This is a genomic window from Streptomyces sp. SCUT-3, assembly GCF_014083985.1.
Classification (GTDB): Bacteria; Actinomycetota; Actinomycetes; order Streptomycetales; family Streptomycetaceae; genus Streptomyces_H; species Streptomyces_H thermolineatus.
Window position 1 is genome coordinate 1,701,688 of sequence record NZ_CP046907.1, and the last position, 13,138, is coordinate 1,714,825.

At 72.7% G+C, this 13,138-nt stretch carries 8 protein-coding genes; 1 reads left to right on the forward strand and 7 read right to left on the reverse strand.

Features of this window, described 5'->3' with window-relative positions; translation table 11 throughout:
* Nucleotides 1–4 precede the first annotated feature (4 nt).
* Nucleotides 5–1,126, reverse strand: coding sequence for a branched-chain amino acid aminotransferase (locus GQS52_RS07400; RefSeq protein ID WP_182312534.1), 1,122 nt, complete (start codon nt 1,124–1,126; stop codon nt 5–7).
* Between the two features lie 231 nt (nt 1,127–1,357).
* The gene (locus GQS52_RS07405) at nt 1,358–2,395 is read right to left on the reverse strand and encodes a 3-isopropylmalate dehydrogenase (RefSeq protein ID WP_182312536.1); all 1,038 of its coding nucleotides are present in this window, start codon (nt 2,393–2,395) and stop codon (nt 1,358–1,360) included.
* 128 nt (nt 2,396–2,523) lie between these two features.
* On the opposite strand from GQS52_RS07405, the gene GQS52_RS07410 reads away from it, so the two are divergent.
* A complete protein-coding gene (locus tag GQS52_RS07410) occupies nt 2,524–4,152 on the forward strand; it encodes a metallophosphoesterase family protein (RefSeq protein WP_182312538.1) in 1,629 nt (542 codons plus the stop codon).
* A 476-nt stretch (nt 4,153–4,628) separates the two neighbouring features.
* On the opposite strand, the gene serA is transcribed toward GQS52_RS07410, so the two are convergent.
* The 5 genes from serA to GQS52_RS07435 form a co-directional block, all read right to left on the reverse strand.
* Complete coding sequence (gene serA / locus GQS52_RS07415) at nt 4,629–6,218, reverse strand: phosphoglycerate dehydrogenase (protein WP_259370639.1); 1,590 nt, start codon at nt 6,216–6,218, stop codon at nt 4,629–4,631.
* Between the two features lie 233 nt (nt 6,219–6,451).
* Complete coding sequence (ilvC, locus tag GQS52_RS07420) at nt 6,452–7,450, reverse strand: ketol-acid reductoisomerase (RefSeq protein ID WP_182312542.1); 999 nt, start codon at nt 7,448–7,450, stop codon at nt 6,452–6,454.
* A gap of 74 nt (nt 7,451–7,524) precedes the next feature.
* On the reverse strand, nt 7,525–8,049 hold the full coding sequence (gene ilvN, locus GQS52_RS07425; RefSeq protein ID WP_182312544.1) for an acetolactate synthase small subunit: 525 nt from the start codon (nt 8,047–8,049) through the stop codon (nt 7,525–7,527).
* 51 nt (nt 8,050–8,100) lie between these two features.
* Nucleotides 8,101–9,960 (reverse strand): acetolactate synthase large subunit, encoded by a 1,860-nt coding sequence (locus GQS52_RS07430; RefSeq protein WP_182312547.1) that lies wholly within the window; start codon nt 9,958–9,960, stop codon nt 8,101–8,103.
* 237 nt (nt 9,961–10,197) lie between these two features.
* Complete coding sequence (locus GQS52_RS07435) at nt 10,198–13,050, reverse strand: EAL domain-containing protein (RefSeq protein WP_182312549.1); 2,853 nt, start codon at nt 13,048–13,050, stop codon at nt 10,198–10,200.
* Between the last annotated feature and the right edge of the window lie 88 nt (nt 13,051–13,138).

Here is a 13,138-nt window from a genome sequence, read left to right on the forward strand (position 1 = left end):
GGGCTCAGCCCAGGGGGTGCATCCAGTTGTGGGTGTCGGCGGCGACGCCGGTCTGGAGCTCGAGCAGGGCGCGGCGCAGCCGCATCGTGACCTCGCCCGGCTCGCCGTCGGCCACGGTCCAGTCGGCGCTGGTGGACTTCACCGACCCGACCGGGGTGATGACCGCGGCGGTGCCGCAGGCGAAGACCTCGGTCAGGGTGCCGTCGGCGCAGGCGTTGCGCCACTCCTCGACCGAGATCCGCTCCTCGCCGACCCGGTGGCCGAGGTCGGCGGCGATCTCCAGCAGGGACTGGCGGGTGATGCCGGGGAGCAGCGTCCCGGTCAGGGCGGGGGTGACCACGCGGGCGTCCCGGCCCTCCCCGTACACGAAGTACAGGTTCATGCCGCCCATCTCCTCGATCCAGCGGCGCTCGGCGGCGTCCAGCCAGACGACCTGGTCGCAGCCGTGCTCGGCGGCCTGCGCCTGGGCGACCAGGGAGGCGGCGTAGTTGCCGGCGCACTTGGCCGCACCGGTGCCGCCGGGCGCGGCGCGCACGTACTCCTCGGAGAGCCAGACCGAGACCGGCTTGACCCCGCCGGGGAAGTAGGCGCCGGCCGGGGAGGCGATGACCATGAAGAGGTACTCGTTCGCGGGCTTGACGCCCAGGCCGACCTCGGTGGCGAACATGAAGGGGCGGATGTACAGGCTCGCCTCCCCGCCGTGCTCGGGGACCCAGCCGCTGTCCTGCCGGACCAGGGCGTCGATGGCGGCGACGAAGGTCTCCTCCGGCAGTTCGGGCATGGCCAGGCGGCGGGCGGAGGCCCGGAAGCGCTCGGCGTTGGCGAACGGGCGGAAGGTGGCGACGGTGCCGTCGGGCTGCCGGTAGGCCTTGAGGCCCTCGAAGATGCCCTGGCCGTAGTGGAGCATCATGTTGGCCGGGTCGATCTGCAGCGGCGCGTAGGGGACGAGCTGGGCGTCGTGCCAGCCGCGGCCCTCGGTCCACCGGACGGTGACCATGTTGTCGGTGAAGCGGCGGCCGAACCCGGGGTTGCTCAGGATCCTGCGGCGCTCCGCGTCCGGCAGGGGGTGCGCGGTGGGCTTCAGCTCGATCGGGAGCGGGGCGGGGCTGCTTGCGGTCGTGGTCATCTGTGCATGTCCTTCACCATGTGGTCGTGGTGGACCGCATCCGCTTCCGCGATGGTCGGACGTCCTATCAACCCGGCGTACGCAACGGCCCGACCGCGATTGTCACCGGGGTCGGGCCGTACGGGAAGGACGCGGCCCGATGTCGATGGTCGCACCCCGCCGCGCGTGAGCACAGTCGGCCCGCGCCACCGCTCCCCGCGGGGCGGGGGCGGCGACGGGCGGGCGGGTGCGTCAGGCGGATACGCGGGCGGCGATCGCGTCGCCGATCTCGTGGGTGGCGCGCGGGCCGGTGCGCTCGGCGAGGTCCGCGGTGACCGCGGCCTCGATCCTGGCCGCCTCCTCGGCGTACCCGAGGTGCTGCAGGAGCATGGCGACGGAGAGCACCGCGGCGGTCGGGTCCGCCTTGGCCTGCCCGGCGATGTCCGGGGCGGAGCCGTGGACCGGCTCGAACATCGAGGGGAACGCGCCGGAGGGGTTGATGTTGCCCGAGGCGGCCAGGCCGATGCCGCCGGTGACCGCGGCGGCGAGGTCGGTGAGGATGTCGCCGAAGAGGTTGTCGGTGACGATGACGTCGAACCGCTCGGGCTGGGTGACGAAGAAGATGGTCGCCGCGTCGACGTGCAGGTAGTCGGTGGTGACCTCGGGGTACTCCCGGCCGACCCGGTCGAAGATGTTCTTCCACAGGTGTCCGGCGTGCACCAGCACGTTGTTCTTGTGGACCAGCGTCAGCTTCCTGCGCGGCCGGGCCTGGGCGCGGGCGTAGGCGTCGCGCACCACGCGCTCGATGCCGAAGGCGGTGTTGAGGCTGACCTCGGTGGCGACCTCGTGCTCGGTGCCGGTGCGCAGCGAGCCGCCGTTGCCGACGTAGGGGCCCTCGGTGCCCTCGCGGACCACCACGAAGTCGATCGCCGGGTCGCCGGCCAGCGGCGAGGCGGTGTTCGGGTAGAGCTTGGCGGGGCGCAGGTTGACGTGGTGGTCGAAGGCGAAGCGGAGCTTGAGCAGCAGGCCGCGCTCGAGGACGCCGGAGGGCACCGACGGGTCGCCGACCGCGCCGAGCAGGATCGCGTCGTGCTCCTTGAGCTGCTCCAGCTCGGCGTCGGGGAGGGTCTCGCCGGTGGCGTGCCAGCGCCGGGCGCCGAGGTCGTACTCCTTGGTCTCCAGCTTCACGCCCTCGGGGAGGACGGCGGCCAGGACCTTGAGTCCTTCGGCCACGACTTCCTGACCGATGCCGTCACCGGGGATCACTGCGAGGCGGATGCTGCTAGACATGCCGCGACCCTACTCCTTGTCTCGTTTCATGACACGTGCAGTCCGCCATACGGACACTTGACCGTCCGGTAGGACTCCGTTCACCCCGGCGCAGCACGGGGGTCGGGCCCCGCAGGCAGATTGCCCCCATGGACACGCCACGCATGGGGATCGACGAACGGCTCGCGGCCCGGATGAGCATGCCGGAGCAGCACGAGTACCTGCGCGCACGACTGTCCCGCCGCGGGGTGCTGCGGCGCGGTGCGGCCGCAGCCGGGGTCGCCGCGGGCGCCGGCCTGCTCGGCGGATCGGCGGTGCACGCCGCGTCGGGTGCGCCCCGCTCCGGGCCCGTGCTGCTCTCCTCCCCCGCCACCGGCCGGGTGGACGGCTCCATGGTCGCCCCCTTCGGCCGCCACCTGGCCCTCGGCGCGGACCCCCGGACGCAGATGCGGGTGGCGTGGCAGGTCCCGTTCGCGGTGCGCGGCCCCTTCCTGAGGCTGGGCACCGAGCCGTGGGACCTCGGCCGGAGGATCCCCGCCGAGGTGCGCCACCTGCACACCCCGTCGCTGTCGCGCAGGCTGCCCGCGGTCGACCAGTACTACCTGCACGTCGCCCTGGACGGACTGCGGCCGGGCACCACCTACTACTACGGCGTGGGCCACGAGGGGTTCGACCCGGCCGGGGCCCGTGTCCCGGCCGCGGTCGGCTCGTTCACCACCGCCCCGGCCCGGGCCGGCCGCTTCGTCTTCACCGCCTTCGGCGACCAGGGCGTCAGCTACCACGCGCTCGCCAACGACGCCCTGATCCTGGCCCAGGGCCCGGCCTTCCACCTGCACGCGGGCGACATCTGCTACGCCGACGGCAGCGGCCTGGGCAAGGAGTCCGACACCTACGACGCGCGCACCTGGGACCAGTTCCTCGCCCAGACCGAGCCCGTGGCCTCGCGCGTGCCGTGGATGGTGACGACCGGCAACCACGACATGGAGGCCTGGTACTCCCCCGACGGGTACGACGGGCAGCGGGCGCGCTTCGCCCTTCCCGGGAACGGCCCGGACGCGGTCCCCGGCGCGTACTCCTTCACCTACGGCAACGTCGGGGTGGTCGCCCTGGACTCCAACGACGTCAGCTACGAGATCCCCGCCAACCGCGGCCTCTCCCGGGGGCGCCAGACCGCCTGGCTGGAGCGGCGCCTGCGCGGGCTGCGCGCGACGGCGGGCATCGACTTCGTGGTGGTCTTCTTCCACCACTGCGCCTACTCCACGACCAGTGCCCACGCCTCGGACGGCGGGGTGCGCAAGGAGTGGACGCACCTGTTCGACACGTACGCGGTGGACCTGGTGGTCAACGGCCACAACCACGTGTACGAGCGCACCGACGCGATCCGCGGCGGCGAGGTCTCCCTGCCGCTGCCTGTCGGGGCGACGGTCCGCCCCGAGCGCGACGGCACCGTGTACGTGACGGCCGGCGGCGCCGGCAAGGAGCTGTACGGCTTCGCCGTGCCGGACAGCCACGAGGGAAAGGTCGAGGACCTCAGCCACGTGGCGACCTACCACTGGACGGAGTCCCGGGTCCCGGCCCCGGAGGTCGTCCGGTGGTCGCGGGTGCGGTACACCGGCTACTCGTTCCTCGCCGTCGAGGTCGAACCGGCCCCCGCCGGCGGCACCGCGACCCTGACGGTCAGCGCACTCGCCGAGGACGGCCGGCGGATCGACCGGTTCACCGTCGCCAGGAAGGCCGGGGCCGGAACCGGGGGCAGGTCCGGGTCCGGGGCCGGGTAGCGCACCGCGCGGAGGAGCCGGCGGCCGGACGCACCGGAGTGCGGGCGGCCGCCGGCTCCGGACGGTGCGGGCGGCTCAGCCGCGGTGGCCGGTGCTGCCGCCGTTGTCGCGGCGGTCCAGGGCGCGCTGGAGGGCTTCTGCGGCGTTCTTGCGGGCGTTCTCGTCCATGACGCGGTACTCCAATCCCGAAGGGCGGTCCGAAGACGCTGGAATGAGGTCTGAAGACGCCAAAGGAAGGGCGGGGAGCAGGCGCGGCAGGGGTGACCTGCCCGATGGCGCGGCTCTCGTCCGCGGTCGCTGGATGCAGCGAGTCGTTCGGCTCCTACAACGCTAGGGCAGAGGGGCCGTGATGTCTGCACAATTACTCGGACTTCCTACTATCTGAGACGGCGAACACGGAACGGGCGCCGCTCCCGGGTGGGAGCGGCGCCCGTCGGGCTGTCCGCGCGGGCCGCCCCGGAGGGCGCCCGCGGTCCTCATTCCGCCAGGTCGACGGCGCGCGCGGAGGTCGCGCCGATCTCCGCGGCGATCTCGGCCAGCACCTGGTGCGGGATCGTGTCGTCCACGGTCAGCGCGACGAGCGCCTCCCCGCCGGCCGCCGCACGGGCCACCTGCATGCCGGCGATGTTCAGCCCGGCCTCGCCCAGGATCCGGCCGACGGTGCCGACGACGCCGGGCCGGTCCTCGTAGCGCAGGAACGCCATGTGGTCGGTCATCGCCAGGTCGACGTCGTAGGTGCCGATGCCGACGATCTTCTGGATGTTCTTCGGCCCGGACAGGGTCCCGGAGACCGAGACCTCGGTGCCGTTGGCCAGCGTGCCGCGCACGGTCACCACGTTGCGGTGCTCCGGGCTCTCGCTGCTGGTGGTCAGCCGCACCTCCACGCCGCGCTCCTGCGCGAACAGGGGCGCGTTGACGTAGGAGACCGTCTCGTCCACCACGTCCTCGAAGACGCCCTTGAGGGCGGAGAGCTCGAGCACCTTGACGTCGTGCTGGGTGATCTCGCCGATCACCTCGACGTCGAGGCGGAGGGCGACCTCGCCGGCCAGCGCGGTGAAGATCCGGCCGAGCCTCTCGGCCAGCGGCAGGCCGGGGCGCACGTCCTCGGCGATCACGCCGCCCTGGACGTTGACGGCGTCCGGTACCAGCTCGCCGGCGAGCGCCAGGCGCACCGAGCGGGCGACCGCGATGCCCGCCTTCTCCTGCGCCTCGCCGGTGGAGGCGCCCAGGTGCGGGGTGACCACGACGTTGTCGAAGTCGAACAGCGGGGAGTCGGTGCACGGCTCGGACGAGAAGACGTCCAGGCCCGCGGCGGCGACCCGGCCCTCCTTCAGCGCGGAGGCCAGGGCCGCCTCGTCGACGATGCCGCCGCGGGCGGCGTTGACGATGCGCACCTCCGGCTTGACCCTGCGCAGGGCCTCGTCGCCGATCAGGCCCAGGGTCTCGGGGGTCTTGGGCAGGTGCACGGTGATGAAGTCCGCGACCTCGAGGAGCTCGTCGAGGCTGAGCAGCTTCACGCCCATCTGCGCGGCGCGGGCCGGCTGCACGTAGGGGTCGTAGGCCACGATCTTCATGCCGAACGCGGACATCCGCTGGGCGACCAGCACGCCGATCCGGCCCAGGCCGACGACGCCGAGGGTCTTCTCCGCCAGCTCGACGCCGGTGTACTTGCTGCGCTTCCACTCGCCGTTCTTCAGCGCGGCGTTGGCCTGCGGGATGTTGCGGGCCACGGAGAGCAGCAGGCCGCAGGCGAGCTCGGCGGCGGTGACGATGTTGGAGGTCGGGGCGTTGACGACCATCACGCCGGCCTTGGTGGCGGCGGAGACGTCGACGTTGTCCAGGCCGACGCCGGCGCGGGCCACGACCTTCAGCTTCCGGGCGGCGGCGATGGCCTCGGCGTCGACCTTGGTGGCGCTGCGCACCAGGATCGCGTCGACGTCGGCGATCGCGGGGAGGAGTTCGGCGCGGTCGGCGCCGTTGCAGTGCCGGATCTCGAAGTCCGGTCCCAGCGCGTCGACGGTGGCGGGCGACAGCTCTTCGGCGATGAGTACGACGGGTTTGCTCACGTGGTCCTCACTAGGTCCTTCGCGGGCGGCGGATGGCATGGAGCCGCGTGGAAGACGCACGACGCTGTGGGCCTGACGCGCACTGTGAAACACGAGTGTAACGACTCGGCCCACACGACCTGGCGCCGTCCCGCGAGGATCACCCTGACGAGGGTGGACGGGGTGGTCGGGCGGACGGTGCGCGGCGGCGGCCGGGCCGCGGGGAGCGGTCCCGGCCGCCGCCGCGGGGAGGCCTACGCCTCCTCGTCGACCCAGCTCATCAGCTTGCGCAGCTGCTTGCCGGTGGTCTCCAGCTTGTGGTCGGCGTCGGCCTTCTTGTACTCGTTGTACTTGGGCAGGCCGGCCTTGTACTCGGCCATCCAGTTGCGGGCGAAGGTGCCGTCCTGGATCTCGCCGAGGACCTTCTTCATCTCGGCCTTGGTGGCGTCGGTGACGATCCGCGGGCCGGTGACGTAGTCGCCCCACTCGGCGGTCTCGGAGACCGACCAGCGCATCTTCTCCAGGCCGCCCTCGTACATCAGGTCCACGATGAGCTTGAGCTCGTGCAGGCACTCGAAGTAGGCGATCTCCGGCTGGTAGCCGGCCTCGACCAGGGTCTCGAAGCCCGCCTTGACCAGCGCGGAGGTGCCGCCGCACAGCACCGCCTGCTCGCCGAACAGGTCGGTCTCGGTCTCCTCGGTGAAGGTGGTCCTGATGACGCCGGCGCGGGTGCCGCCGATGGCCTTGGCGTAGGACAGGGCCAGCGCGAAGGCGTTGCCCGTGGCGTCCTGCTCGACCGCGGCGATGCACGGGACGCCGCGGCCCTCCTCGTACTGGCGGCGCACCAGGTGGCCCGGGCCCTTGGGCGCGACCATGGCCACGTCCACGCCGGCCGGGGGCTTGATGAAGCCGAACCGGATGTTGAAGCCGTGGCCGAAGAACAGGGCGTCGCCGTCCTTCAGCGTGGGGGCGACGGACTCCTCGTAGACCTCGGCCTGGATCGGGTCCGGCACCAGGATCATGACGACGTCGGCCTCGGCGGCCGCCTCGGCGGTGGTGACGACGCGCAGGCCCTGCTCCTCGGCCTTCTTCCAGGACTTCGAGCCCTCGGCCAGGCCGACGCGCACGTCGACGCCGGAGTCGCGCAGCGACAGCGCGTGGGCGTGGCCCTGGCTGCCGTAGCCGAGGACCGCGACCTTGCGGCCCTGGATGATGGACAGGTCGGCGTCGTCGTCGTAGAACAGCTCGGCCACTTGGGGTCTCTCCTTGTTTCGGGTTGTGCTGCCCACCGTACGGCGGGCGGGGCTGCGAAGGCTTCGCGGTCTCGCTATGCGGTCCGGTCCAGGGCCCGCAGCGACCGGTCGGTGATGGAACGCGCACCGCGGCCGATCGCGATCGTGCCGGACTGGACCAGTTCCTTGATACCGAAGGGCTCCAGCATCTTCAGCATGGCGTCGAGCTTGTCGCTGCTGCCCGTGGCCTCGATCGTGATCGCCTCCGGGGAGACGTCCACGGTCTTGGCGCGGAACAACTGGACGATCTCCGTGACCTGCCCGCGGGTCTCGTTGTCGGCGCGCACCTTCACCAGGACGAGCTGCCGCTGAACGGCCGAGGACGGCTCCAGTTCGACGATCTTCAGCACGTTGACGAGCTTGTTGAGCTGCTTGGTGACCTGCTCCAGGGGGAGGTCCTCGACGCTCACCACGATGGTGATGCGGGAGATCTCCGGGTGCTCGGTGGTGCCGACCGCCAGGGAGTCGATGTTGAACCCGCGGCGGAAGAACAGCGCGGCGACCCGGGCCAGGATGCCGGGGGTGTTCTCGACCAGGACGGAGAGCGTGTGCTTGGACATGGGCTCGTTCCCTCTTCTCTTCGTGCGCTCTTGGCCTCGCGTCCTGCGGGCTCAGTCGTCCTCGCCGTCGCCGAAGTCCGGGCGGACCCCGCGGGCGGCCATGATCTCGTCGTTGCTGGTGCCGGCCGCGACCATCGGCCACACCATGGCGTCCTCGTGGACGATGAAGTCCACGACGACCGGGCCGTCGTTGAGGGAGTTGGCCTTCTCGATGACCGCGTCCAGCTGGTCCGGGGACTCGCAGCGCAGCCCGTAGCAGCCCATCGCCTCGGCGAGCTTGACGAAGTCCGGCACCCTGGTGCCCCGGGTGGCCTGGGCGGCCTCCTGCGCGCCGGGCCCGGAGTGCAGCACGGTGTTGGAGTAGCGCTGGTTGTAGAACAGGGTCTGCCACTGGCGGACCATGCCCAGTGCGCCGTTGTTGATGATCGCGACCTTGATCGGGATGTTGTTCAGCGCGCAGGTGACCAGTTCCTGGTTGGTCATCTGGAAGCAGCCGTCGCCGTCGACGGCCCAGACGGTGGCCTCGGGGCGGCCGGCCTTGGCGCCCATGGCCGCCGGGACGGCGTAGCCCATGGTCCCGGCACCGCCGGAGTTCAGCCAGGTGCGGGGCTCCTCGAAGCCGATGAACTGCGAGGCCCACATCTGGTGCTGGCCGACGCCCGCGGCGAAGACCGTGCCGGCCGGGGCCAGCTCGCCGATCCGCCGGATGACCTGCTGCGGGGACAGGCTGCCGTCGGCGGGCAGGTCGTAGCCCAGCGGGTAGGTCTCGCGCCAGGAGTCGATCTGCTTCCACCAGTCGGCGTAGTCGCCCCGGTGGCCGGCCTCGTGCTCGGCCTGGACGGCGACGATCAGGTCCGCCAGGACCTCGCGGGCGTCCCCGACGATCGGCACGTCGGCGGCGCGGTTCTTGGAGATCTCCGCCGGGTCGATGTCGGCGTGGACGACCTTGGCGAAGGGCGCGAAGGTCTCCAGCTTGCCGGTGACGCGGTCGTCGAAGCGCGCTCCCAGCGCGACGATCAGGTCGGCCTTCTGCAGCGCGGTGACCGCGGAGACCGAGCCGTGCATGCCGGGCATGCCGATGTGCTGGCGGTGGCTGTCGGGGAAGGCGCCGATGCCCATCAGCGTGGTGGTCACCGGCATGCCGGTCAGCTCGGCGAGGATGCGCAGCTCGGAGGTGGCGCCGGCCTTGAGCACGCCGCCGCCGACGTAGAGCACCGGGCGCCGGGCGCCGGTGACCAGCCGGGCGGCCTCCCGGATCTGCTTGGCGTGCGGCTTGGTGACCGGGCGGTAGCCGGGCAGCTCGGTGTGCGGCGGCCACGAGAACGTCGTCCGGGCCTGCAGTGCGTCCTTGGCGATGTCCACCAGGACCGGGCCGGGCCGGCCGGTGGAGGCGATGTGGAACGCCTCGGCGATCGTGCGCGGGATGTCCTCGGCGCGGGTGACCAGGAAGTTGTGCTTGGTGATCGGCATCGTGATGCCGCAGATGTCCGCCTCCTGGAAGGCGTCCGTGCCGATCGCCTTGGAGGAGACCTGGCCGGTGATCGCGACGATCGGCACCGAGTCCATGTGCGCGTCGGCGATCGGGGTGACCAGGTTGGTGGCGCCGGGGCCCGAGGTCGCCATGCAGACGCCGACCTTCCCCGTGGCCTGCGCGTACCCGGTGGCGGCGTGGCCGGCGCCCTGCTCGTGCCGGACCAGGACGTGGCGCACCCGGGTGGAGTCCATCATCGGGTCGTACGCGGGCAGGATCGCACCGCCGGGGATGCCGAAGACGGTGTCGGCGCCGACCTCCTCGAGAGAGCGGATGAGGGACTGCGCTCCCGTGACGTGCTCGACGGTGGGCTGCTGCGCGGCGCTGCGGGCCCGCGGCTGCGGGTGGGGGACCCCGGTGGCCTGCTCGGTCATCTGCATTCTCTTCTCGGTTTCGTCCCCTGCTCCGGAACCGGCGGCGGATCGACGGGAGGGGTTCGGCGAGGGTTCGTCAAAGGGTTCGGTGCAACAAAAAACCCCTCGTGCCGAATGGCAGGCGAGGGGGGCGCGTCAGCTGCGGTCAAGGGGCGGGAAGGGCCCGGATCAGCCGACGCGCTGTCCAATTACGAGAAGTCGGGTGCGCATGGTCAAGACCTTCCTCCTGTCAAGGGGCGGGTGTCAAGTGGGTGGGACGGACGTCTCACTATTCGGTCGGACCGAGGGGCCGGGAAGCGGCTCGGGCTCGGCGCCGCCGCCCGGGCCGACCGGCAGCGGGGCGGCCGGGGCCGTCCGCCCGGCCGCCAGCGGGTCGCGCGGCAGGGGGTACGCCCCCCGGGTGAGGGAGCTGCGCAGCCGGTGTTCGTCCAGCGGCCCGGAGAAGACCATTCCCTGGCCGTGGGTGCAGCCCATGGCGCGCAGCGCGAGCGCCTGCTCGGGCAGGTCCACACCCTCGGCGACGGTCTGCAGCCCCAGGTCGGCGGCGATCCGGAGCATTCCCGCGACGATCGTGCGCGCCCGGACCGACTCGGCGGCCTCGGCCACCAGGCCGCTGTCGAGCCGGAGCACGTCGACGGGGAGGCTGCGCAGGGCGGACATCGTGGCGTGGCCGTCGCCGAAGCCGTCCAGGGCGATGCGCACCCCGAGCCGGCGCAGGGCCGTCAGGCGGCGCTGGAGGTCCTCCGGGTCGGGCCGGGGCCCGGTGCCGGCCAGGTACAGCACCAGCGCCCCGGGCGGCAGGCGGTGCCGGGCCAGCAGCGCCTCGAGGGTCCGCTCCGGGGGGCGGCGCTCCATCAGGCGCCGGGGCGACATCCGGACGGCGACCGGCACCGGGCACCCGGCCCGGTGGCGGCGGGCGGTGTGCTCGACGGCCTTCTCCAGCACCCACTGGCTCAGCTCCGCGGTGCGGTCGGTGTCCTCGGCGGCCTGGAGGAACTCGGCCGGGGTGAACAGGATCCCCCGGGAGGAGCGCCAGCGGGCCTGGGCCTCGACCGAGTGGACCTGCCCGGTGGCCAGGTCCACGACCGGCTGGTGCAGCAGGGTGAACTCCCCGGCGTGCAGGGCCGTGCGCAGCCGGTCGGCGAGCTCGGCCCGGCGCACGGCCTCGGCCTGCATGTGCGGGGCGTACGTCTCGACCCGCCCCTTGCCCGCGGACTTGGCGCGGTACATCGCCAGGTCGGCGTTGCGCATCAGGTCGCCGGGGGCCAGGCCGGGTTCGGCGAAGGCGATGCCGATGCTGGCGGCGACCCTCACCTCGGTGCCGAAGACCCGGTAGGGGCGGGACAGGGCGGTGCGCAGGCGGTCGGCGACCTCCCTGACCTGCCGCTCGCGCGTGGCGCGGTCCCCGGCGACGCCGCGCACCAGGGCCGCGAACTCGTCGCCGCCGAGCCGGGCCACGGTGTCCTCGGCGCGCACCGACTCGGTGAGCCTGCGGGCCGCGTGCACCAGCAGTTCGTCCCCGGCCTGGTGGCCGACGGTGTCGTTGACCGCCTTGAAGCCGTCGAGGTCGATGAACAGGACCGCGACGCAGCCGTCGCCGCCGCGCCGGCCGTCGAGGGCCCGGCCCACCCGCTCGGTGAACAGGGAGCGGTTGGGCAGGTCGGTCAGCGGGTCGTGGGAGGCGTTGTGCTGCAGCTGGGCCTGCAGGCGCACCCGCTCGGTGACGTCCCGGCTGTTGAAGATCAGGCCGCTGCGGTAGCGGTTGACGGTTGACTCGATGTGCAGCCACCCGCCCGAGCCGTCGCGGAACCGGCACTCGATCCGGGTGGCGGGCTCCGTCTCCGGCGGGGCGGCGAGGAAGCGCCGGACCTCGTGGAGCACGCCGCCGCGGTCCTCCGGGTGGATGTGGGCGGCCAGGTCGGTGCCGATCAGTTCCTCGGCGGGGCGCCCGTAGACGCCGCGGGAGGCGGGGCTGACGTACCGCAGGGTGCCGCTGGGGGAGGCCATCATGATCACGTCGCTGGAGCCCTGGACCAGGGAGCGGAAGTGGTTCTCCTTGCGGGCGAGCTCGTTGGTGAGCGCGATGTTCTCCAGCAGCATGATGGCCTGCCGGACGACCAGGGCCAGGACGACGGCGCAGCCGGTGCTGAGCACCACCGCGTCGACGGGGCGGCCGGTCAGCGAGGCGTGCAGGATGCTCAGGACGCACACGGCCGCGGCCAGGTACGGCACGAGCGCGGTGAACGGGCGCGCGGCGGGGCGGGCGGGCCGGCGGGCGGGGCGGCCCCCGGACGCCGTCTGCGCGCGCCGGCCCGCCCAGGGGGCGTAGGCGAGCAGGAGGCTGGCGGCGAACCAGCCGGCGTCGAGGATCTGGCCGGAGCGGTAGCTCTCACGCAGCGCGGGCGAGGTGAACAGGGCGTCGCACAGGACGGTGAGCCCCAGTGCGGCGACGGCGGTGTTGACCGCCGCGCGGTTGACCGAGGACCGCCGGAAGGTCAGGGCGAGCACCGCGCTGACGAGCGCGATGTCCAGCAGGGGGTAGGACAGGGCGAGGGCCTGCCGCAGCGGGCCCTCGCCGGTCCGGTCCGCGGTGTGCGACAGCGCGAGGCTCCAGCACAGGGTCAGCAGGGAGCCGGCGACCAGCCAGGTGTCGAGGAGCAGGCAGACCCACCCGGCGCGGGTGACCGGCCGCTTCGCGAGCAGCAGCAGGCCGGCGATCGCTGACGGCCCGAAGCACAGGAAGGCCCAGTCGGCCGGGGAGGTCCCGGGGACGGGCTCGTCCAGCACGACCTCGTACCAGCCCCACACGCCGTTGCCGAGGGCGAGCATGGCGGAGGACAGGGCGAACAGCAGCCACGCGGGCCGGGAGGGGCCGGAGACGGTGCGTGCGTACAGCAGGCAGGAGACGGCGGCCGCGAGCGCGCCCGCGGCCAGGCCGAAGTCGCCCATGAAGAGCGCCGTCGCGGGGGACCCCCAGCCGAGCGACGCGCCGACGGCGTAGCCGCCGCACAGCGCCGCGAGCAGGAACTGGGGCAGGAGCACGCTGCGGGAGCCCTGCTCGGCCGACCGGGCCAGCAGGGCTCCCGGAGGACTCAACCCGACCTCCGCGCGCGGTGGTCGGTCGTCGACAGGTACGTACCTCGGCCGTGCATCACCCGTCGTCCCCCCAGCTCGTGTGGTGGTC